This is a genomic window from Nonomuraea endophytica (genome assembly GCF_014203235.1).
In the GTDB taxonomy this organism is placed as follows: Bacteria; Actinomycetota; Actinomycetes; order Streptosporangiales; family Streptosporangiaceae; genus Nonomuraea; species Nonomuraea endophytica.
This window is the reverse complement of the sequence record NZ_JACHIN010000003.1, coordinates 15,934-37,349: the sequence shown is the minus strand read 5'-3', so window position 1 is coordinate 37,349 and position 21,416 is coordinate 15,934. Positions and strand designations below refer to the sequence as shown.

23 protein-coding genes and 1 riboswitch are annotated in these 21,416 nt (G+C 70.5%); of the genes, 16 read left to right on the top strand and 7 right to left on the bottom strand.

Annotated features, from left to right (window positions below):
• Positions 1–104: 104 nt before the first annotated feature.
• The 4 genes from HNR40_RS12135 (at position 105) to HNR40_RS12120 (ending at position 3,595) form a co-directional block, all read left to right on the top strand.
• A complete protein-coding gene (locus HNR40_RS12135; RefSeq protein WP_184960591.1) occupies positions 105–1,712 on the top strand; it encodes a phospholipase D-like domain-containing protein in 1,608 nt (535 codons plus the stop codon).
• Positions 1,709–2,098: a hypothetical protein gene (locus tag HNR40_RS12130; RefSeq protein WP_184960590.1), complete on the top strand. Its 390-nt coding sequence runs from the start codon at positions 1,709–1,711 to the stop codon at positions 2,096–2,098. Before HNR40_RS12135 ends, HNR40_RS12130 begins: the two co-directional genes overlap by 4 nt.
• A gap of 96 nt (positions 2,099–2,194) precedes the next feature.
• Entirely contained in the window at positions 2,195–2,464 is a 270-nt protein-coding gene (gene rpsO / locus HNR40_RS12125; protein ID WP_184960589.1) for a 30S ribosomal protein S15, read from the top strand.
• Between the two features lie 441 nt (positions 2,465–2,905).
• Positions 2,906–3,595 carry a hypothetical protein gene (locus HNR40_RS12120; protein ID WP_184960588.1) on the top strand — a complete coding sequence of 230 codons (690 nt, stop codon included), beginning with the start codon at positions 2,906–2,908 and terminating at the stop codon, positions 3,593–3,595.
• A 262-nt stretch (positions 3,596–3,857) separates the two neighbouring features.
• Here HNR40_RS12120 and HNR40_RS12115 read toward each other — a convergent pair whose 3' ends face one another.
• A complete protein-coding gene (locus tag HNR40_RS12115) occupies positions 3,858–4,637 on the bottom strand; it encodes a L,D-transpeptidase family protein (protein ID WP_312896303.1) in 780 nt (259 codons plus the stop codon).
• A 148-nt stretch (positions 4,638–4,785) separates the two neighbouring features.
• On the opposite strand from HNR40_RS12115, the gene HNR40_RS12110 reads away from it, so the two are divergent.
• The 3 genes from HNR40_RS12110 (at position 4,786) to HNR40_RS12100 (ending at position 7,080) form a co-directional block, all read left to right on the top strand.
• Complete coding sequence (locus tag HNR40_RS12110) at positions 4,786–5,262, top strand: YbaK/EbsC family protein (RefSeq protein WP_184960586.1); 477 nt, start codon at positions 4,786–4,788, stop codon at positions 5,260–5,262.
• Positions 5,263–5,272: 10 nt separating this feature from the next.
• The gene (locus HNR40_RS12105) at positions 5,273–5,878 is read left to right on the top strand and encodes a GNAT family N-acetyltransferase (protein ID WP_312896302.1); all 606 of its coding nucleotides are present in this window, start codon (positions 5,273–5,275) and stop codon (positions 5,876–5,878) included.
• Positions 5,879–5,964: 86 nt separating this feature from the next.
• The gene (locus HNR40_RS12100) at positions 5,965–7,080 is read left to right on the top strand and encodes an aminotransferase class I/II-fold pyridoxal phosphate-dependent enzyme (RefSeq protein ID WP_184960585.1); all 1,116 of its coding nucleotides are present in this window, start codon (positions 5,965–5,967) and stop codon (positions 7,078–7,080) included.
• Between the two features lie 21 nt (positions 7,081–7,101).
• Here HNR40_RS12100 and metF read toward each other — a convergent pair whose 3' ends face one another.
• Positions 7,102–8,022, bottom strand: a complete 921-nt coding sequence (gene metF, locus HNR40_RS12095) for a methylenetetrahydrofolate reductase [NAD(P)H] (RefSeq protein WP_184960584.1) — start codon at positions 8,020–8,022, stop codon at positions 7,102–7,104.
• A gap of 70 nt (positions 8,023–8,092) precedes the next feature.
• Between metF and HNR40_RS12090 the strand changes: the two genes are divergently transcribed.
• On the top strand, positions 8,093–9,145 hold the full coding sequence (locus tag HNR40_RS12090; RefSeq protein ID WP_184960583.1) for a polyprenyl synthetase family protein: 1,053 nt from the start codon (positions 8,093–8,095) through the stop codon (positions 9,143–9,145).
• A gap of 69 nt (positions 9,146–9,214) precedes the next feature.
• On the opposite strand, the gene thiE is transcribed toward HNR40_RS12090, so the two are convergent.
• From thiE to HNR40_RS12075, 3 genes are read right to left on the bottom strand one after another with little or no spacing between them, the layout of a single operon-like run.
• Positions 9,215–9,853 carry a thiamine phosphate synthase gene (gene thiE / locus HNR40_RS12085; protein WP_184960582.1) on the bottom strand — a complete coding sequence of 213 codons (639 nt, stop codon included), beginning with the start codon at positions 9,851–9,853 and terminating at the stop codon, positions 9,215–9,217.
• A complete protein-coding gene (locus HNR40_RS12080) occupies positions 9,831–10,205 on the bottom strand; it encodes an Rv2175c family DNA-binding protein (protein ID WP_184960581.1) in 375 nt (124 codons plus the stop codon). Before HNR40_RS12080 ends, thiE begins: the two co-directional genes overlap by 23 nt.
• A 30-nt stretch (positions 10,206–10,235) precedes the next feature.
• The gene (locus tag HNR40_RS12075; protein WP_312896301.1) at positions 10,236–11,390 is read right to left on the bottom strand and encodes an NAD(P)/FAD-dependent oxidoreductase; all 1,155 of its coding nucleotides are present in this window, start codon (positions 11,388–11,390) and stop codon (positions 10,236–10,238) included.
• A 58-nt stretch (positions 11,391–11,448) separates the two neighbouring features.
• A riboswitch (TPP riboswitch) is annotated at positions 11,449–11,565 on the top strand.
• Between HNR40_RS12075 and thiO the strand changes: the two genes are divergently transcribed.
• The 5 genes from thiO (at position 11,555) to HNR40_RS12050 (ending at position 16,815) form a co-directional block, all read left to right on the top strand.
• On the top strand, positions 11,555–12,688 hold the full coding sequence (gene thiO / locus HNR40_RS12070; protein WP_184960579.1) for a glycine oxidase ThiO: 1,134 nt from the start codon (positions 11,555–11,557) through the stop codon (positions 12,686–12,688). It overlaps the preceding riboswitch by 11 nt.
• A 57-nt stretch (positions 12,689–12,745) precedes the next feature.
• The gene (gene thiS / locus HNR40_RS12065; protein WP_184960578.1) at positions 12,746–12,946 is read left to right on the top strand and encodes a sulfur carrier protein ThiS; all 201 of its coding nucleotides are present in this window, start codon (positions 12,746–12,748) and stop codon (positions 12,944–12,946) included.
• Positions 12,939–13,694: a thiazole synthase gene (locus tag HNR40_RS12060; protein ID WP_184960577.1), complete on the top strand. Its 756-nt coding sequence runs from the start codon at positions 12,939–12,941 to the stop codon at positions 13,692–13,694. Before thiS ends, HNR40_RS12060 begins: the two co-directional genes overlap by 8 nt.
• Before the next feature lie 81 nt (positions 13,695–13,775).
• The gene (gene pknB / locus HNR40_RS12055) at positions 13,776–15,686 is read left to right on the top strand and encodes a Stk1 family PASTA domain-containing Ser/Thr kinase (RefSeq protein ID WP_312896300.1); all 1,911 of its coding nucleotides are present in this window, start codon (positions 13,776–13,778) and stop codon (positions 15,684–15,686) included.
• A 31-nt stretch (positions 15,687–15,717) separates the two neighbouring features.
• A complete protein-coding gene (locus tag HNR40_RS12050; protein WP_184960575.1) occupies positions 15,718–16,815 on the top strand; it encodes a Kelch repeat-containing protein in 1,098 nt (365 codons plus the stop codon).
• A gap of 22 nt (positions 16,816–16,837) precedes the next feature.
• Here the strand turns inward: HNR40_RS12050 and HNR40_RS12045 are convergent, their stop codons facing one another.
• A complete protein-coding gene (locus HNR40_RS12045; RefSeq protein WP_184960574.1) occupies positions 16,838–17,989 on the bottom strand; it encodes a serine hydrolase domain-containing protein in 1,152 nt (383 codons plus the stop codon).
• 87 nt (positions 17,990–18,076) lie between these two features.
• Entirely contained in the window at positions 18,077–19,228 is a 1,152-nt protein-coding gene (locus tag HNR40_RS12040; RefSeq protein WP_184960573.1) for a winged helix DNA-binding domain-containing protein, read from the bottom strand.
• 226 nt (positions 19,229–19,454) lie between these two features.
• Between HNR40_RS12040 and HNR40_RS12035 the strand changes: the two genes are divergently transcribed.
• From HNR40_RS12035 to HNR40_RS12025, 3 genes are read left to right on the top strand one after another with little or no spacing between them, the layout of a single operon-like run.
• Positions 19,455–19,832 (top strand): allophanate hydrolase-related protein, encoded by a 378-nt coding sequence (locus HNR40_RS12035; protein ID WP_184960572.1) that lies wholly within the window; start codon positions 19,455–19,457, stop codon positions 19,830–19,832.
• Positions 19,829–20,584: a hydroxypyruvate isomerase family protein gene (locus tag HNR40_RS12030; RefSeq protein WP_312896299.1), complete on the top strand. Its 756-nt coding sequence runs from the start codon at positions 19,829–19,831 to the stop codon at positions 20,582–20,584. The genes HNR40_RS12035 and HNR40_RS12030 overlap by 4 nt, the downstream gene beginning before the upstream one ends.
• Positions 20,584–21,414, top strand: a complete 831-nt coding sequence (locus HNR40_RS12025; protein WP_184960571.1) for an NAD(P)-dependent oxidoreductase — start codon at positions 20,584–20,586, stop codon at positions 21,412–21,414. Before HNR40_RS12030 ends, HNR40_RS12025 begins: the two co-directional genes overlap by 1 nt.
• Positions 21,415–21,416 lie beyond the last annotated feature (2 nt).

The following is a 21,416-nucleotide window of genomic DNA, read 5'->3' as shown; positions in this document are numbered from 1 at the left end:
CCGGCCCGTGAGCAGGGCGAAGTGGCCGGCGCGGCCTGATCACCCGGAATTCAGGTCCGGCCGTGGGTCTGGGCGGTCCGCGAATCCGGTGAGACGATGCGGAAATGGAATATCTGAACGCGGTCGAAGCCGAATTGAAGTCCGTCTCTCCGGGGATGGAAGGAAAGCTGTGGAGTCGCACGGCCGGCAACAAATTCGACACGATTGGCGATGACGCCGCGTCCTGGATATTGCAGGTGCCTGACTGCTGGGGATGGACCGCCTCGAAAGGCATCCCGATAGGCGCGGAAAAGCCCGGCATCAAGAAGCTCCTGGCCCGCCTCCGGCACAATCTCGCCCAGGCGAGCACAACCGTCGACATCACCGGTTTCGGCCCGCCGGACATGATTGGTTCCCCCGCCGGACCATTTCCGGACGGTGATTTCCTCGACGCCATGTTCGACGGAATCCGGGAGGCCGTCGGACGCCGGGAGGAAGGCGATCCACGGTTGATCGTGCGATTCATGACCGGGGTGGTGGGCGTGGACCGCACGGCCGATCCGTGGGTGTTCCGCGACGCGCTGATCAAGCGGTTCGGCACGCTGGCACGGGCGATCGACCTGCGGGTCTGCTCGATGACGACGCGCGGCGTCTCGTCGTACAACCACACCAAGTTCGTGATCGTGGACGGCCAGTCCGTCATCCACGGCGGCATCAACTGGATGACGAACTACTACATCGAGGAAGGCCCGCTGTTCAGCCGGGGCTTCGGCGACACGGCGCCGGTGACCGACCTCGACATCGCCCTGCGCGGCCCGGCGGCCCTGTCGGCCGGCAAGTTCCTGGACATGCTGTGGGAGTGGGCCCGCACCCACGCGGGCTGGGTCAAGTCCGGCTGGATCAAGAACCGCAAACAGTATCCGGCCTGGATCGCCGTCGAAAAGCCCAGCCCACCGGCCGAGGGATGGTCCTTGTACGTCGAGGACGAGGAGGACGACAGCGAACCCTATGCCCCGGGCGACCTTCAGGTGATCTCCGTCGGCAGCCTCGGATACGGCATTCTCGACCGGGACAAGGACTCCACCTACGAACGGCCCTACGCCGAACGAGAAGATCAGGCCGCCAGCTATCTGAACAACGAGACCAACCTCGACAGCTCGTTCATGACGGTCAACCCCGACGCGAACGCCATCCGCGCGCTGGTCGCCCACGCGAAAACCACCATCGTGATGTCCCAGCAGGACATCAACGGATTCGCCGGCCTGCCGTTGATGCACGCGCTGTTCGACGTCAGGCTGCTGGACGTCCTGGCCAGGAAGATGATGGACGGCGTCAAGGTCCGGATCGTCATCAGCAATCCCGGCAGCCCGGACTACTCCAACATCAGCAGCGTGGACGTGGCCTACAAATCGCTTTACCAGCGGGTCAGGCTCAGGACCACTTATGACGCGGAAGCGCACCGGCTGCTGAGACACCACCTGCAACTGGCGCCGTTGCGCGTGTCGAACGAGCAGACCTGGCAGGGCGGCTACAAATACCGGCTGCACAGCAAAGTGGTCTGCGTGGACGACACGGCGTTCTACGTCGGATCCAGGAACGTTTATCCCGACACTACCCAGGATCACGGGTTCATCATCCAGAACGCTGCCGCTGCCGCGCTCCTCAACGAGCATTTCCTCGACAAACAGTGGCTCTATTCCAAGAACGCCGCGATCTGCGACTGGGAGTGGTGACCTCGCCCTTCTCCGCTCAGATTCGGCGGCCGGGCGCGTGGCGTTCGGCGAGCACGAAAGGCTCGTTGAACGGCGCCGCGAGCAGGGGAGTCTGGCGGGCTTACGACTCGGTCATCGCTCCCTGCGGGATCACCCCTGACGTCGTCGGCACCATCTGGAACAGGTGGTTCACCGGTGTCTCCGATTGGTGCGCCCGGGAACCGGAGCAGGTCGCGGCCGCGCTGGAAAGACTTCGCGTCGTTGATCCCGGCTGTGGCGCGGTCCAGGGCGGCCAAATCAGTTGCGCTTCGCACATCGACCAGCCAACGATCGGTACGGCGGGCAGAACCGTCGGCCGCCATTGCTTCGCGGCACGGGAGGAGAACCAGCATGTTTACCAGCCCTGATCAAAACGATCCCTGGTCAGCGTGAACATGCCCGCCCGGCCCCTGCGGCCCTGACCGCGTGACGCGCTGACCGACCTCCTGAGAACAAGGGAGATCATGGCGCTCGACAACGCGCGCAAGAAGGCGATCATCGCGGAGCACGCGACCTTCGAAGGTGACACCGGTTCACCCGAAGTGCAGATCGCCCTGCTGACCTACCGAATCGCCGACATCACCGCGCACCTGCGCGACCACCAGCTGGACCATCACAGCCGTCGCGGCCTGCAGATGCTCAACGGCCGTCGGCGACGACTGCTGAAGTACCTCCGCAACACCGACATCGACCGCTATCGACGCCTCATCCAACGACTCGGCCTACGCCGATGACACCGGTGCCGGAGGAAGCAACTCCTCCGGCACCCGGCCGGCCACCTCAGTTGAGCGTCCTGCGCCGTTCACGGGACCCGATGAACATATTCCCAGTCCGGAATCCCACAAGAAGCTAGGCCGCCTTAATCAGGGCATCGACCGTTCCGAAGAAGCGGGGCCGATAGCGGCCCTTTGGATCATCCCAGACGGCCATTATCCGAACCCGGTCTCTCCTTCTATCCGAAGCGATACGCCGCACTAACCCTGGCAACCATTTCACTTCTTGCTGTTTGTGATTCAACGGAATAGGGCCTCTTCTGCGGGCTGCCGGTCCAGTGTGGTGCCGAACGTAGCGGAGGACGGATGACGCACCCTGTGAACTGTGAGCGCGCAAGAAGACATGCCTGTGGATGTTCCGCATGCGGCGGGACGCAGCACGGCTGGACCGATGGTCTCCGGTTGGCCCGCGACCCCTCTCCCGTCGCTCGTCAAGTTGCGAGAGACCGCAACGACTCCGAGTGGGCGGCGGCTCGGCCACCGCAGAAGCGACAAGAGCCATCCAGACGGAGAAAGGCGGCCGCCACGGACAGCGCAACAGTCGATCTCGTCGACTGGCTATCGGAGAACCCCGAGACAATCGAGCAAATCCAGACAGTCGGCAACATTCTCGCCGGCCCTGTAGTTCGGCAACTCGACGAGAAGTTCGGCGGCAGCGAGCCTAGGTCGGCCAGGAGAAAACTCACTGAACATTTCTGGTGTGATCTTCTCGTCGCCGCGGCCGAAGCCATCGAGGAATTCTCGAAAGCCCTGGATCAAGTACCGGAGTATATGACCGCGGTCATCATGCGCTCCCGAGCTGCCGAGCGGCGCAGCCCTTTCGTCAATGGACTGGTGGGCCTTGCCGCGCGGACAGCGTGGGAGCCTATCAAGAACATGATCCACACGACCGGAGTCAAAGAGCTGCAACGGACATGCCGGATCCTCTCCGTCCTGATCTGCCCGGCGCCTGAGAATCACAAGGCCGTCCGGGACGGCGCCCTGCTTCCTCTGGCGCAAGAAGGGCTGCTGGAGACCAGCAAGGAGCGGCTTGAGCAAGTCTTCCCGGCGGACTGGGTTCGGCGCTTGCGGGAAGGGCTCGACCAAGCCTGAAATGCGCAGCCGACGTCCAAGACCACCAGTTCCGACGCCGCAGGCGCCCGTCTGTCCAACTGGACTACGCCGGGCGCTCGAAGCCCTTGATCTTCTGATCTGCAGTCAGAAGGTCTTTCCGCCGTGCCCGGGGTCACGTCCGGGGGACCGGGGGCCGGCAGGCCACCGGCGAGGGGGTTCGGGGGAGTTGGGCTCCCCCGTCAGGCCAGCCCTCCCCCGGACGCGCGAAGCGCGCCCTTGGGGAGGACCGTGCCTTTGGGGGTCAGCGTCTGAAGGCGCCTCGGACGTGGACGGGGACGCCCTTGCCGAGCATGCCGGGCAACGTCTGGGCCACGTTCATCGGCAGACGTACGCAACCGTGTGACGCCGGGGACAACGGCACGGACAGCGCTCCGTGGAACGCGATCCCGCCGTTGAAGAAGATCGGGTTGTACAACTGGCCGAGGTAGCTCTTGTGCCAGCCGCTCCGACGCCACGTGGTCCGGAAGTTGCCGGTCGGGGTGCGGGCTGAGCCGCAGAAGCGCTGGCTCTTGCCCTGCCACGTCGTCGTCTCGCAGTACGGGATGCCGCTGCCCGACGAGATGTGGGTGATCAGTTTGGGCTCGCCCTTGACGTACATGACCATGATCTGGGTGCTGAGGTTCACCTCGGCCCGGGTCGGCTTGCCGTTCTTGACGAGGACCTTGGGGAGCTTCGGGGTCTCCAGGGCGTTCCAGGTCCTGCTGCTGATGGTGCTGGTCGGCCTGATGCCGTTGACTTTCTGGAAGGCCCAGATGGCGGTCAGCGTCGAGCCGCCGTAGCGGCCGTCGGCCTTGCCCGGGCGGTAGCCGAGCTCCGCGAGCCGCTTCTGGAGCAGGACGACCGTCTTGCCCTTGGCGCCGAGCTTCAGCTTCTTCTTCGGTGCGGCGAATGCGGCCGCGCCGCTCGTGCTGGTGCTGGTGCTGGCGGCCGCCTGTGTCTGTGCGGCGGCTGCCATCTGGCTTGCGGCCGGTACGGCTTCCGCCCCGGCCGTGCCCACACCGGTGAACGCGACGGCCCCCACCGTCACAAGAGCGGCAAAGCCGAGCGCCCCGCGCCGACGAGGTCCCCCCACGTACATCACCCCTCATATCACTAACAATCGAATCAAGGGACCCTACACCACCACCATGTCGAGGTAATCCGCGGGTCAATCTGTTTAGAGTGTCGGCATGCCGGAGAAGTTGCCTGCCAACGCCGTCCATGTGGCCGATGTCCTGCGCGGACTCGGAGCGACGGGTGAGATCGTGATATTGCCGGAGATGGCGCCGACGGCCGCCACCGCCGCGGCCCAGCTCGGCTGCGAGGTGGGCGCCATCGCCAACAGCCTCATCTTCGACGCCGACGGCGCCCCGCTGCTGGTGCTGACGAGCGGCGCCCACCGCGTCAACGTGGAGCTGATCGCGGGCATCGTGGGAGCCCGGAAGGTACGCAGAGCCTCGCCCGAGTTCGTCAGGGACGCGACCGGACAGCCCATCGGCGGCGTCGCCCCGGTCGGCCATCCGGCCCCGGTCCGTACGCTGGTCGACACCTGGCTCGGCAAGCACGAGGTGGTGTGGGCGGCCGGCGGCCATCCGCACACGGTCTTCCCCACCTCGTTCGACGAGCTGGTCCGGATGACCGGCGGCACCCCCGCGGACGTGGAGTAGCGTGCACCGGGTGATCGAGTTTCGCGGCGCGGGCCCGGCGGAGTTCGTCGAGCGGCTGGACACCGTGATCGACGTCTACTCCGCCGCCATGCGCCCGCCGGTGGAGCAGGTCACCGGTCGCAAGGGCATCATGCACAACCACAGCACGTACCCGCTGTTCCAGTGCTATTTCGCCGAGCTCCGGCAGGTGCCCGCGGTCCGAGCGGGCGCCGTGGACCTGGGTCCCGCCGGCGAGAGGCAGGACGAGCACCAGGTGGTCGGTTTCGCCTACGGTTTTCACGGCGCGATCGGCCAGTGGTGGCACGACGTGGTCACCCGGGCCCTGGCCGAGAAGTCGGGCGGCGAGGCCGCCGACGCGTGGCTCGGCGACGCGTTCGAGCTGGCCGAGATCCACGTGCACCCGGACTTCCAGGGCAAGGGCATCGGCCGGGCGATGATCAACACGCTGTGCGCGGGCAGGAAGGAGCGTTCCGGCGTGCTGTCCACGCACGACCGCCCGACGGCCGCCCGTCACCTGTACGCCGCGCTCGGCTTCACCGACCTGCTGACGCACTTCGTCTTCCCGGGCGGCTACGAGGAGTACGCGATCGTCGGCCGCCCTCTCCCCCTTTCTTGACCCGCGGCGGTGTTTGACCGCCGATCGGCCGGGCATCCATTCGATCACAGAGCGTGACCGATTCTTGACTCCATGAAAAGGTTGCCATGCCCAGCGCCCGGGACCGCCTCGACGAGCGGCTCAACGCCTTCCACCTGGCGCGGATCTCGGGCACCTGGGCCGGGCCGCTCATGCTCGCCAGCCGCCCGCCGGATCCCGACGCGATCATCCTGACCGGCAGCGACTGCCTGGCCATCGCGCGGCATCCGCGCATCGTCTCGGCCATGGCGCGGGCGATGGAGGCGGCAGCCGTACCGGAGAAGCAGGATCGTCTGGAGGCGGAGTTCGCGACCTTCCTCGGCGCGTCGGCGGCGGTGCTGTGCCCGTCGGGGTGGGCGGCGAACACGGGGCTGATGCAGCTGATCGCCGACCCGCGCCTGCCGGTCTACCTGGACGAACGCGCGCATCACTCGCTGCGGGAGGGCGCGCACGCGGCGCGCGCGCCCGTGGTGTGGTTCCGCCACAACGATCCCGACCACCTGCGCGGCCGCCTGAGCAGGCACGGCTCGGGGGTGATCGCCGTGGACGCGGTCTACGGCGTCGACGGCGCGGTCTGCCCGCTGGCGGAGGTGGCCGCGACGGCGCGCGAGTACGAGTGCCTGCTGGTGGTGGACGAGTCGCACGCGCTCGGCACGCACGGCCCGCACGGCGAGGGGCTGGCCGCGCGGGTGGGCGCCGACTTCAGGACGGCCAGCCTGGCCAAGGCGATACCGGGGCGGGCGGGGCTGATCGTCTGCGACCGCCCGGAGTTCGTGCCCTACTTCCGCGCGGAGGCCTTCCCCGCGGTGTACAGCTCGCCGCTGCAGCCGCACGATGTCGCGGGGCTGGCCGCGGCGCTGGCGCTGGTGCGCGAGGAGGACTGGCGGCGCACCCGCCTGCGCGAGATCACCCGCCGCCTGCGCCAGGAGATCACCACGCTCGGCTACGACCCCGAGCCCGGCCACGCCCACATCCTCGCGCTGGGCGCGCGCAGCAGGACCGACGTCCTGCTCGCCCGCGACCTGCTGGAACAGCGCGGCGTCTACGGCTCGGCCTGCTTCCCGCCGTCCGGCTCGCACGAGCGCGGCCTGGTGCGGCTGGCCCTGCACGCGGCCCTGTCCGACCAGGACGTGGACCGCGTGGTGGGCGCCTGCCGCGACATCCGCACACTGTGCGGCTTTTGAGTGGGTACGGCGGGCCTCAGGTCAGACCGCCACCGCCGAGTGGTTGAGCCGCTGGAACACCTCGGCCGAGGCGCTGGAGCGGTTGAACGTGATGAAGTGGATGCCCGGCGCGCCCTCGTCGAGCAGCCGCTGGCACAGCTCGGCCCCGTGGTCGATGCCCAGCCGCCGCACCGCCACCGGGTCGTCGGCCACCGCCTCGAAGCGCGCGGCCACGTCCGGCGGGAACGGCGCCCCGGACAACTGCTCGGAACGGGCGATCGTGCTCATCTGGGTGACGGGCATGATGCACGGGATGATCGGAGTGGTGCAGCCCTTGGCCGCCACCCGGTCGCGCAGCCGCAGGTAGTCCTCGGCCTGGAAGAACATCTGGGTGATCGCGTAGTCGGCGCCCGCACGGCACTTCTGCACGAAGTAGTCGGTGTCGGACTCGATGGACGGCGAGCGGGGGTGCTTGTAGGGGAAGGCGGCCACGCCCACGCAGAAGTCACCGGCCTGGCGGATCAGCCTGACCAGTTCCTCGGCGTAGAGGACGCCTTCCGGGTGCTGGACCCACTCGGCCGTCGGGTCGCCGGGAGGGTCGCCGCGCACGGCCAGGATGTTGCGCACCCCGGCGTCGGCGAAGCGGCCCACCAGGTGGCGCAGCTCGCGGATGGAGTGGTTGACGGCGGTGAAGTGCGCCACCGGGGTGAGCGTGGTCTCGTGAGCGACGCGTTCGACGATGTCGACGGTGCGGTCGCGGGTGGTGCCGCCCGCGCCGTACGTCACGGAGACGAAGGTGGGACGGAGCGACTCCAGCTCGCGGATGGCTCGCCACAGCTGCCGCTCGCCTTCGTCGGTCTTCGGCGGGAAGAATTCGAAGGAGAACGACCGTCCACCGGAGGCGAGCAGCTCGCGCACGGTGGGAACACGATCGGGCAGGATGGAGGGTCGACCAAGCGCCATGCACCAAGGTTACCGCCCACGGATCGAGCGGAGATCGAAGCCTGGTCCACCGCCCGTTAGTCTCATGAGCATGACCACTGACGCCCTGCGCCAGCAGGTGGACCGTTCGCTCAGGCAGTTCGTCGGCCGGCAGGAGCCTGCCCTCGGCGACCCCGACCTGGAGCCGCTGCTGGCGGCGGCGAACGACCTGCTGTCGGGGGGCAAGCGGCTGCGTCCGGCGTTCTGCTACTGGGGCTGGCGCGGCGCGGGCGGCGAGGACGGGCCCGGCATCTTCGCCGCGGCTGCCTCGCTGGAGCTGCTGCAGGCCAGCGCGCTGGTCCACGACGACGTCATGGACAAGAGCGATCTGCGCCGCGGCATGCCGTCCGCGCACCGCCGTTTCCAGGCGCTGCACGAGAAGGCGGGCTGGCACGGCGCGGCCGAGCAGTTCGGCGAGGGCGCCGCGATCCTGCTGGGCAACCTGCTGCTCATCTGGTCGGGCGAGATGTGGCGCACCAGCGCGCTGCCGCCGGAGTCGCTGGCGGCCGCGCAGCCGTTGCACGACCACATGCGCACCGAGCTGATGTGCGGCCAGTACCTGGACCTGCTGGAGCAGGCCCACGGCGAGAACTCCTTCGACTCGGCGCTGCGGGTGGCGCTGTACAAGAGCGGCAAGTATTCGGTGGAGCAGCCGCTGCGGCTCGGGCTCGTGCTCGCGGCCCGCGGCACGGAGCCGTGGATCGACGAGCTCTGCGTGGAGTACGGCCGGCGCGTCGGCATCGCCTTCCAGCTGCGCGACGACATCCTGGGCGTGTTCGGCGACCCGGCGCAGACGGGCAAGCCGGCCGGGGACGACCTGCGCGAGGGCAAGCGGACGATGCTCGTGGCCAAGACGCTGGCGGCCGCCACTTCGGACGACGCCCAGATCGTGCGCCGCCTGCTGGGCGATCCGGCGCTGGACGAGCAGGGCGTGGCGACGCTGCGCGGCATCATCAACGACACCGGGGCGCTGCAGGAGTGCGAGGACCTGATCGCGTCCTACCTGGACGAGGCGCTCGCGGCGCTGGCCAGGGCGCCGATCACGGAGGAGGCGCGGGCGGCGCTGGACGACCTGGCCGTCGCCGCCACCTCCCGCCAGTCCTGACGGCGGCGCGAGGGACGGCGAGGCCGTACGTCTGCCCGACGCACGGCCTCGGCCGCAACGGCTACCGCGTCAGGCGGCGGCCAGGCGCTTGGCGAACTCGGCCGCCGCGGCGCCGGGATCGGCCGCCTCGGTGATGGCACGGACGACCACGGCGCGGTTTACCCCGTAGGAGAGCACCTCGTCGAGGTTGTCCAGGTCGATGCCGCCGATGCCGAACCACGGCCGGTCCGTGCCGAGCGCCGCCGCGTGCCGCAGCAGCGCGGGTCCGGGCGCGTGGCGTCCGGGCTTGGTCGGCGTCGGCCAGATCGGGCCGCAGCAGAAGTAGTCGACGCCCGGCTCCACCGCGGCGGCGGAAGCCTCCGCGGCGGAGTGGGTGGACCGTCCGATGACGATGTCGTCGCCGAGGATCTCTCGTGCGACCGTCACCGGGAGGTCGTCCTGCCCCAGGTGGAGCACGTCTGGTCGGGCCGCGTAGGCGATGTCGGCCCGGTCGTTGACGGCGAGCAGTTTGCCGTGCCGGTCGCAGGCGTCGCGGAAGACCTCGAGCAGCGCGAGCTCTTCGCGCGCCTCGAGTCCCTTCTCCCGCAACTGGACGATGTCCACGCCGTTGGCCAGCACGGCGTCGAGGAAGTCGGCCAGGTCGCCGCGTCCTCGCCGCCCGTCGGTGCAGAGGTAGAGGCGGGCCTCAGAAACCGAGGGCTTGGGCACGCCGCTTGACCTCTGTATGCCGACCGGCCCTGATCGCGTCAACGGGCGATCCTGGCAGTGAGTCATCTGGGGTGAAGAGCCAGCGCAGGGCTTCGGCTTCGTCGTAGCCGGCGTCCTGCAGCACGGTGAGCGTGCCTGGCAGGCCCTTCATCACTTCCTTTCCGTCGAGGAAGACCGCGGGCACCTGGGGCCCGCCGCTGCCTCGCCGTACGCCGAGGAGCTTGTGGTCTTTGAGGAGCTGCTTGGCCCGCCCGATCGTGAGATTCAGGCGCGCGGCCACTTCGGGGAGAGTGAGCCACTCGCTGACGAGCTGGTCGGTCTCCCGGTCGATCTGTGCAACAGAAAGCGTCACGAAACCACAACTACCACATGGAGTGCTTGCTCAAACAACACAATCTCGTAGGGTCACATCCGGATCTACCAGGCGTTCCACATCAAGACGGGCGCCAGCTTCGATGAGACGGCGGCCCTGGACGAGGTCGCGGGGCCGGTCGGCGGCCAGCACGGCGGTGATCCGGTCTTCTGAGGTCAGCCACACCGCCGACCACTTCGGCCCCTCGCGATACACGACCCGGCCGCCCGCGGGGTGATATCCGGCATATTGCAGCATGTGACCGAACTGCTCCGACCAGAAGTACGGCACCGGGTCGTAGACCGCCTTCTCCCCCAGCAGCGTGGCGGCGGCGACATCGGGGGAGTTCAGGGCGGTGTCCCAGTGTTCGACCCGCATCCGGGTCTGGAACCGGCGCGACCACCAGTTGGCGCAGTCGCCGACGGCCACCACGCCGGGCAACGACGTGCGCAGGTGCTCGTCGGTGACGACGCCGTTGTGCAGGTCGATGTCGGCGTCGGCGAGCCATTCGAGGACCGGGCGGGCGCCGATGCCGGAGACCACGACGTGCGCGGGCACGAACTCGCCGCCGACCAGCTCCACGCCGCCTTCGACGACCTCGCTGACCATCGTGTCGAGCCGCAGGTCGACGCCCTCGTACCAGGGCAGGGTGCGGGCTCCCATCTCGCCGATCGCGTGCGACAGCGGCGTGGCGGCCGCCTCGATCACGGTGACCACGCAGCCCGCCTTGCGCGCCGCGGTCGCCACCTCGGCGCCGATCCAGCCCGCGCCGACCACGACCACCCGCGCGCCGGGCACCAGGGCGGCCCGCAGCACGTGGGCGTCGTCGAGAGTGCGCAGCACCAGCTGGGGGCCCTCGCCCGGCAGCCGGATCGGCTCGGAACCCGTCGCGATCACCAGGCCCTCGTAGGGCAGGTCGCCCTCGGTGGTCTCCACCACGCCCTCACGCAGGCTCTTCGCGGCCACGCCCGGCCGGAAGTCGGCCCGCAGGGCGGCCAGGTCGGTGTCGACGAAGCTGTCGTCGCTGGTGCCCAGCAGGACCGCCTTCGACAGGGGCGGACGGTCGTAGGGCCGGTGCCGCTCCTCGCCGAGGAGCGTGATCCTTCCCTCGTACCCGCGCCCGCGCAGCGATTCGACGCTGCGCACTCCGGCCAGGCCGGCTCCCACCACCACCACGTGATCCACGGTTCCGACCATACCGGGGTCATTCGTGGAAGTGCCGGTCGAGGCCGTAGGCTGGGACCGTAAGACGCGCGGGAGTCCGGCCTTAACCGGACTGAGAGGAAGGCTTAACCGGGCCTTCGACCGCAAGACACCTGATCCGGATCATGCCGGCGTAGGGAGCGGACATGCACGTGATCGTGGGCGGCGGCGTCGTCGGGCTGAGTGTCGCCTGGCGCCTGGCCCGCTCCGGACTGCCCGTCGCCGTCGTCGACCCCGCGCCCGCCTCCGGCGCCACCCACGCCGCCGCCGGGATGCTGGCGCCGGTCAGCGAGGTCACCTTCACCGAGGAACCGTTGCTGCGCCTGGGCGCGGCCTCCCTGGCGCGCTGGCCCGCCTTCGCCGCCGAACTGACCGCCGACGCCGGACTCGGCCCCGGGGCGCTCGACTACCGCACCGACGGCACGCTCGACGTGGCCTTCGGCGCCGACGACCTGGCCGTCCTGGAAGAGACCGCGGGCTTCATGGAGAAGCTGGGGCTCCGGGTGGAACGTCTCAGCGGGCGCGAATGCCGCCGCCTGGAGCCCATGCTCGCGCCGTCGGTGCGCGGCGGCCTCCTGGCGCCCGACGACGCCTGGGTGGACCCGCGCAGGGTCGCCAGCGCGCTGCTGGCCGCCTTGGAGCGCCTCGGGGTCCCGATCGTGCGGGCGCGCGTGCGCGAGCTGCTGCGCGGCGATGAGGGCGTCCAGGGGGTACGGCTGCGCCCGGGTGACGCCGATGGCGGGCCGTCTCCCGCCGATGGCGGGCCTTTCCCGGAGGAGTTGCTCGCCGAGCGGGTGGTGCTGGCGGCGGGGGCGTGGAGCGGGGCGCTGGCTCAGGTGCCGGTGCGGCCGGTGAAGGGGCAGATCCTGCGCCTGCGCTCGCCTCAGCCGCTGCTGGGCAGGTGTGTGCGGGGCACGGTGCACGGCCAGCCCGTCTACCTGGTGCCGCGCGGGGACGGTGAGCTGGTCGTGGGGGCCACGCAGGAGGAGCTGGGGTTCGACACCCGGGTGACCGCCGGTGGGGTTTATGAGCTGCTGCGTGACGCGCGTGAGCTGGTGCCGGGGGTGACCGAGCTGGAGCTGGCCGAGGTGGTGGCCGGGCTGCGGCCCGGCACGCCGGACAACCTGCCGCTCGTCGGGCCGGGGGGTGAGCGGGGGTTGCTGGTGGCCACCGGGCATCACCGGGGCGGGGTGCTGCTGGCTCCGCTCACGGCCGCCGTCCTGATGGGCGAGGAGGGCGAGCTGGCGTCGTTGTGCTCGCCCGGCCGGTTCGCGCCCTGAGCAGTGTGGCCTCAGAAAGCAAGGCTCCCGAAATTTCATCCTGAAGGGGGATATTTCATGAATGTGACGATCAACGGGGCTGCGCATGAGGTGCCCCACGGGACGACGGTGGCGCAGGCCGTACGGACGCTGACGGAAGCCACCAAGGGCGTCGCGGTGGCCGTGAACGACGAGGTGGTCACGCGCGGCTCGTGGGAGACCACCGCGCTGGCCGACCGCGACCGGGTCGAGGTGCTGACGGCGGTGCAGGGTGGATGAGCTGATCATCGGCGGGGAGAAGTTCGCCTCCCGCCTCATCATGGGCACCGGCGGCGCCCCCTCGCTGGAGGTGCTCGACCAGGCGCTGGCCGCCTCGGGCACCGAGCTGACCACGGTGGCGATGCGGCGGCTCGACCCGTCGGCGCCCGGATCCGTGCTCGACGTGCTGCGCGAGCGCCGCATCAAGGTGCTGCCCAACACCGCGGGCTGCTTCACCGCGGGCGAGGCCGTGCTGACCGCCCGGCTGGCCCGCGAGGCGCTCGGCACGAACTGGGTCAAGCTGGAGGTCATCGCGGACGAGCGCACGTTGCTGCCCGACCCGATCGAGACGTTCGACGCGGCGGAGCGGCTGGTGGCGGACGGGTTCGTGGTACTGCCCTACATCGGCGACGACCCCGCGCTGGCCCGGCGTCTGGAGCAGGCCGGGTGCGCGGCGGTCATGCCGCTCGGCGCGCCCATCGGCTCGGGGCTCGGCATCCGCAATCCGCACAACATCGAGCTCATCGTCGAGGCCGCCTCGGTGCCGGTCATCCTGGACGCCGGGATCGGCACCGCCAGCGACGCCGCGCTCGCCATGGAGCTGGGTTGTGACGCGGTGCTCCTGGCCACCGCCGTGACCAGGGCGCAGAAGCCGGAGCTGATGGCCGCGGCGATGAAGCTGGCCGTTCAGGCGGGCCGGATGGCGCGTCAGGCCGGGCGTATCCCCCGCCGCCGCTATGCTGAAGCGTCCTCGCCCATGCACCCTTAGTGACGACGGAGTGCCACGTAATGGCATCGGTTTCGGATGGTCAGGCCCCTCCAGTCGCAAAACGACCGTAAACTCGGCCACGTGGACACGACGACCGCGGACCCCCTCGTCGGGCGATTGCTCGACGGGCGCTATCGCATCGAGTCCCGGATCGCCCGGGGCGGGATGGCGACCGTCTACCTGGCGCTCGACGTCAGGCTGGACCGCACGGTCGCGCTGAAGGTCATGCACCGCTCGCTGGCCGAGGACCCCGCGTTCGTGCGCCGGTTCATCGGCGAGGCCAAGTCCGTGGCCAGCCTCTCCCATCCCAACGTCGTGCACGTCTTCGACCAGGGCACCGACGGCGACGTCGTCTACCTGTCGATGGAGTACGTGCCGGGCAAGACGCTGCGCGACATCCTGCGCGAGCGGGTCAGGCTGCCGGCCCGCGAGGCCCTGGAGATCATGATCCCGGTGCTGGCCGCGCTCGGCGCCGCCCACCAGAGCGGGATGGTCCACCGCGACGTCAAGCCGGAGAACGTCCTGCTCACCGACGACGGCCGGGTCAAGGTCGTGGATTTCGGGCTGGCCCGCGCCATCGAGGCCACGAACCAGACCCGCACCGGCGTGATGATCGGCACGATCGGCTACATGTCGCCCGAGCAGGTGACGACCGGCGGCGCCGACGTGCGCAGCGACGTCTACGCCGCGGGGATCATGCTGTTCGAGCTGGTCACCGGGCAGCAGCCCTATGACGGCGAGACGCCCATGTCGGTGGCCTACCGGCACGTGCACGACAGCGTGCCGCCGCCGTCGTCGCTGGTGCACGAGACGCCGCCGCTCATCGACACGCTCGTCACCCACGCCACCGCCCGCGACCCGCAGGACCGGCCGGCCGACGCCACCGCGATGCTGGTCGCCGCCGTCGACGCGCACCGGATGCTGCCGAGGCAGAGCACGCCGCCGCACACCGGGGCGCACGCCCGCATGTCGGGCCCTCATCAGATGCCGCCGCACAGTCACACGCTCATCCAGCCGCGCGCCGACCTCCACACCGCGCCGCCCGCGCCGCCGCGCGGGTCGCGCCGCGGCGGCAAGGGGTTCAAGCCCAGCTGGTTCCTGATCGGGCTGGTCACCGTGATGGTCGCGGCGATCGCGATGACCGGCGCGTACTTCGCGCAGACCCGCTACGTCAAGGTGCCCGTGCTGGTCGGGGAGAACGTCGACGTCGCCATCAAGAACGCCCAGGGGCTGGGCTTCGTCGTCAAGCCCGCCGAGGGCCGCCACGACGAGAAGTACGGCAAGGGGGTCGTGCTCAGCACCGACCCCGTCGCCGGGTCCGAACTCGCTGAGGGCTCGACGCTGACGATCGTGCCGTCGCTGGGGCCGAAGCGCGTGGCCGTACCCAAGACCCAGGGCATGTCGGAGGCCGACGCGCGCGCCGCGATCGCCGCGGCGGGGCTGCAGGTCGGCAACGTGCGGCGGATCGAGAACCTCCAGGTGCCCCGCAGCACCGTCATCCGCTCCTCGCCCGACGTGGGCGAGCAGGTCAAGGAGGGCTCGAAGATCGGGCTGTTCGTCAGCGCCGGGCTGATCATGCCGGACGTCAACGGCATGCCCAAGGACGAGGCCGCCGCCTACCTGGGCGAGCGCGGGTTCGGGGTGCAGGTCAACGAGGTCGACGACGACGCCGAGCCGTGCACGGTCATCGCGCAGAGCCCCAAGGCCAAGTCCGAGGTGGACAAGGGCACGCCCGCGCAGCTCACGATCTCGCGCTGCCGCGACTTCTTCGACTGGTTCCGCGGTGACGACGACGAGGCCGGCGACGACGCCGACTTCCGGATCGTGCCGCAGGTGATCGGCAAGACCGTCAACGACGCCAGGAGCGAGTTGTCGGCGCAGGGGTTCAAGGTCAAGGTGCGCAGCCTGATGGGCGGGGAGGTCGTGCGCTTCCAGCGGCCCACGCCCAACAGCGAGCGGCCGCCGGGATCGTGGGTGTATCTCTGGCGGTGAACCTTTTGCCGTCTCGCGCGGTATGAGGTTCATGAGAGTCGCTGTGGTGCTGGTCGCGCTGGCGGTCGTGGCGGGGTGCACGTCATCGGGTACGGCCGCGCCCGCTCCCACCCCTTCCATCCCTTTCGCCCGCGGGGATCGGCCGATGGCGCCGCTGGCCGGCGGGCCGCTGACCGGCGGTGGGCTGCGGTTGCTGGTGACCGGAGCGCGGGCGTACCTGCTGGATGTGGACTCCGGGCGGCGCACGGCCATCGAGGGGTTGCCGACCGGCAGGGAGTACTGGGGGTTCGTGGCGGGGCGGCGGACTGTCGTGGCCGCGGTCAAGCCCGGGAGGCGGGATCCGGGGCGGTTCTACGTGCTCGACGGCGTGCGGGCACGGGCGCTGGCGGACGGGGTGTGGGCGTTCGCCTCGCGCGACGGGCGCGGGGTGTGGGTGACGCGGACCGCCGGGTCCCGGTGCGAGCTGCGGGAGTTCTCCTTCGCGGGCAAGGCGCTGCGGCCGGGGTTTCCCGTCGGGTGTGATGAGGCGCCGTTCGCCGACTCGGTGCTCGGGCTGCTGGCCAACCGGAACGACGGGACCATGGCCGTGCTCTCCCGCGACGGCGGGCGGCCCTTGAGCGTGTCCCGGGGGGAGCCGGGGTGGCAGGCGCTGGGGGCCACACGGCGGCTGGCGCTGGTGCGGTCTGTCGGGACCGGAGGGAAGGAGTCGCTGGCCTTGCTGGATCCCGCCACCCGGCGGACCACCCCGGTGACGTCTCCGGCCACCGAAGGGCGTTCGGTGGTGGCGGTTCCCGACGCCGCCGGGCGGCTGCTGGCCGTCCGGTTCGGGGATCCGGCGTTTCCCGGGCCTCGGCAGTACCTGGACGTGTGGGTGCTGGAGGTCGGGACGCTCCGCTGGACGCGGCTGCCGTCGATGCCGGCGCCCGCCTCGATCAAGACCGCGTCCATGGCGTGGACCCCGGACGGGCGGCTGGTGCTGACCGGCGATTATGTGATGACGGACAAGGTGTATCCGGCCGAGTCGGACTACGCGTCGATGGTGGTGGACTGGCGGCCGGGTGAAGGTGCTCTGCGGATGAAGCGGCTGCCGGTCGCGCGGGGCGAGATCGCCGTCTTCGCCCCGCGCTGACCGCTCCAAGACCGCTCCCCCGCTACCCGTCTGTTCCCGCGCTCTGCGGGCTCGCCGGGGTGTCCGGGCCGTTCGGGCCGTTCGGGCACAGGACGGACTCGGCGGCCTTGGAGATGGCCCTGATCACGTTCAGGTTCTGCTCGGCGTCCAGCGTGGTGGAGATCGCGAAGTGCTTGCGCCCGTCGCGGGTGCTGATGGTCGCCGAGGTGAAGCCGGGGGCGCCGCCGTTGGTCTGCACGATCTGCCCGCCGCACGGCGGTGACGGCGGCGGGGGCGCGCCCTCCGGCGGGTCGGTGATCACCCGCTGGAGGTCGGCGGGCAGCAGCCTGCCCTGGAGGAAGGCCCGCCGGTAGGTGCTCATGTCGCGGGCCGTGGAGATGACGCCGCCGGCGCCGTGTCCCCAACTGGCGTTGAGCCGGTCCATGTCGCGGAGTTCGCCGCCGGGGGTGGGCGCGTAGCCGTGGCCGTGCGGGCCCTTGATGGCCTGCGGGGGCCGGATCGGCAGGTACGTCGCGCTCATCCCCAGCGGCCGGAACAGCCGCCGCTCGAACTCGGCGGCCAGGCTCCGGCCCGTGATCCGCTCGATGATCATGGTGAGCAGCGTGTAGTTGGCGCTGGAGTAGGCGAACTTCTCCCCCGGCTCGCCGGTGCGGGGCTGCGTACGCGAGAGCTTGAGCAGGTCGGCCGGGCGGTAGTAGGTGGTGAAGTCGAAGACGTCGACGAGATCCGGCCTGAACCACTCAGGTACGCCGGAGGTGTGCCTGATCAGCTGCCGGACGGTGATGTCGGCGGCCCGTTCGACCAGGTCCTTGCCGGCCACGACGGGCAGGACGTCGGCGAGCTTGTCGTCCAGGCCGAGCTTGCCCTCCTTGACGAGCTGGAGGATCACGGTGGCGGTCATGCCCTTGGTCTGGGAGCCGACCCGGTAGCGCGCGTCCGTCGGGATCTTCCCGCCCTTGCCGCCGAGCAGCCGCGACCCGGCGCTGCCGTGGCCCACGCGCCTGCCGTCGACGTACAGCTCTCCGATCGCCCCCAGCACCCCGCTCGTGCCGGCCAGTTGGGCGACGGCCCGCCGTACGTCGCCCGTGCCGGGATCGACCCGGGCGGTGGCGGGCTGGGCCAGGCCCAGCGCGAGTACGGCACCGGCCAGTCCCGCGGTCAGTCGTTTCCCCACAATGATCCCTTCGACGTCCGGCGGCGCGTGGAGGTGTCCCTCACGCCGAGGATCTTTGTAGGGCCAGTGGTGCTAAGTCCCGATAAATTAGGCGGTGAGCGCGCGTTCCAACGGGGTGCGGAAGCGGGGGGTGACCTTGGCGCCGGCCAGCCAGGTGGCCAGGCCGGCCGCCTCCGACTCGATGGCGGCGCGGGCCTCTGAACCCACGTCGGACAGCAGGCGCCAGACGACCTCGCCATCCGCCCTGGTCGCCCAGCCGCCCACCACCCGGCCGTTCCACCAGACGGTCGGGCCCACGTTGCCGCTACGGTCGAACAGGTCGGCGCGGTGCTCCTGGGGGAGGTACCAGTCGCGTCCCTGCCAGCCCATCGGGGTCGGGTCCAGCGCGGGGAGCAGGGCGGCCCACGGCTCGGGTGACGGGGTTGCGGGGTCGTCGGGGAGGACGTAGCCGATGCCCTCGTCGAGCTCGACCTGCACCGCGTCCAGCGCCTTCAGCGCGCGGCGGGTGTCGCCCAGCGTCCAGCCGGTCCACCACTTGACGTCGGCCTCGGTGCCCGGCCCGAAGGCCCGCAGCCACCGCTCCACGAGCGCGGACTGGGCCTCGGCCACCGGCAGGTCGGGCATCGGGCCGGCCAGTGCCCATCTGTGCTGGCCGCTGATCCAGGAGCCCGCCGGGCGGCCGCGCCGGACCAGCGTGCCGTCCATGGCCATCAGCGTCAGCAGGCGCGTGGCCACGCCCTGGCGGGTCTCCTGGGGGGTGCCGGGGCCGTACACGATCTGCCGCCGCAGTTCGGGCACGACGGCGCCGAGCTCGGTGGCGGCGGCCTCGCCGAGCTCGCCCAGCGCCGTGACCACCGCGGCCTCCGTGGTGGCGATCCACTCCTCGTCGTACGGCCCGCCCTCGGCGAAGTGCTTGACCAGCACCCTGCGCTCCCTGGCGGCGATGGCCACGGCCGAGGAGTGGTGCACGACGGGCACGAGCGCCTCGGGCACGACGAAGACGGTGCGCCGCATGCCGGTCATCCGCACGAGGGTCCGGTCGGTGTAGAGGGCCTTCTCCACCGCGGCGACCGTGGGCAGGCCGAGGCGGGCGCCGGCCGACAGGAACACCGTCGCCGGGTCGGTCGCGTGCAGGGCCACGACCGACTCCACGACCTCCTCGACGCCGGCCGCCTTGCGCGCCAGCGCGTGCCGTGCGCCCAGCCGGGCCCGCCGCTGCTCCGCCGTGATCCGCTCCACGACCGCCTCCGTCCTATGCCGAGGCCCACCCTCGCACACAACGTGCTCTTCAGCCGCCCGGGCTTGGCACAACGCACAAGCTGATCGCCTGCCACACCCGCCAGCTTCGGACGTCTGGCGGCTAGACCAGCCAGGAGGCCGCTGGGTGTACTGAAACGGCACTCAGGCACCGCGCTGCCCGCCACCGGGCAGACCTACGGGCCCCGTCCACAGCGAAGGAGCCTGCATGACCCTGATGTTCCTGAACGGCGGCGCCATGCGGGGCGGACCGCTGCACCACCTGCTCGGCGACGCGCCGCTCGTGGCCGAGACCCGTACGGCGGCCAAGTACCGCTTCTACTCCGTCGGCGGCCGCTGCCCCGCGCTGTACCCGGTCTCGCACGGCGGCGCCGAGATCGACGGCGAGTTGTACGACCTGGACCTGGACCGGCTGCGTGACCAGGTCCTGCCGGCCGAGCCGCCGGAGCTGGAGCTGGGGGTGATCGAGCTGGCCGACGGCAGGTCGGCGCTGGCGATGTTGCTGCGCCGGCCGAACACCTCGCACGCCGAGCTGGCCGACATCACCGACTTCGGTTCCTGGACGACCTACAAGGAGAGAGCGTGAGGTTCGACGTCAACTGCTCCATCCTGTTCACCGGCCTCCCGCTGCTGGAGAGGCCGGCCGCGGCCAAGGCCGCCGGGTTCGACGGGGTGGAGTTCTGGTGGCCGTTCGCGGCCGCCGTACCTGATGACCACGAGGTGGACGCGTTCGTCGCCGCGGTCGAGGACGCGGGAGTGCGGCTGGTCGGGCTTAACTTCGCCGACGACATCGCCGAGGGCGGGCGCGGGCTGTTCTCCCGGCCCGCGGACCGGGCGCGGCTGCGCGACAACCTCGACGTCGCGATCGGCATCGCGGAGCGGCTGGGGTGCACGGCGCTCAACGCCCTGTACGGCAACCGCGTCGCCGGCCAGGAGCGGCAGCAGGACGTGCTGGCGCTGGAGAACCTGGCGCTGGCCGCGCGCAAGGCGGCGAAGATCGGCGCGGTGGTGCTGGTCGAGGCGCTCAACAGCTACGAGTCGCCGTCCTATCCGCTGGTGTCGGTGAAGGGCGCGATCGACGTGATCGAGAACGTCGGGGAGCCGAACGTGCGCTTCCTGTGCGACCTGTACCACCTGGCCCGCATGGGCGAGGACCTGACCGCGGCTCTCGCACATCCGCTGGTCGGCCACGTCCAGATCGCCGACGCGCCGGGCCGGGGCCGTCCGGGGACCGGGGAGATCCCGCTCAAGCGCCTTCTGGACGGCTACGACGGCTGGGTGGGCCTGGAGTACAAGGACCCCGGCCTCGACTTCGACTGGATCAAGGAGTTCAGCTAGTGAAGATCGGTTTCATCGGGCTCGGGATCATGGGCAGGCCCATGGCCGGGCATCTGGTCAAGGCGGGACACGAGGTGACCGGCTACGACCTCAACCCCGTGGAGTTCGGGGGCGCCCTCGCGGGCGGCGTGGCCGAGGCGGTGCGCGGGGCGGACGTGGTGATCACGATGCTGCCCGCCGACCCGCAGGTCGAGGCGGTCTTCCCGGACATTTCGGCGAACGCCCGGCCGGACGCCCTGTACATCGACTTCTCCACCATCACCCCGCAGACCTCGCAAAAGGTCGCCCAGCAGTGGAAGCGCAGCCTCGACGCCCCGGTCTCCGGCGGCGAGAAGGGCGCGGTCGACGCGGTCCTGTCGATCATGGTGGGCGGCTCGGCGGACGACTTCGAGGCCGCAAGACCGGTCTTCGAGGCCGTCGGCAAGACGTACAAGCTGGTCGGCGGCCCGGGGGCAGGCCAGTACGTGAAGGCCGCCAACCAGCTCGTCGTCGGCGGCACCTTCGCGCTGGTCGCCGAGGCGATCGTGCTGATGGAGGCGGCGGGCGTGGACGCCACGGCGGGCCTGGACGTGCTCGCCGGCGGCCTGGCCGGCAGCCGCATCCTGGAGCTCAAGCGCGCCTCGATGCTGGCCCGCGACTTCCGTCCGGGTTTCCGCATCGACCTGCACCACAAGGACATGGGCATCATCCTCGACGCCGCCCGCGGCGCCGAGGTGGCCATCCCGATGGGCGCGCTGACCGCGCAGCTCATCGCCGCCGCGCGGGCACAGGGGCACGGCGGCCTCGACCACTCAGCCCTGCTCAAGGTCGTCGAAGGGCTCAGCCGATGAAG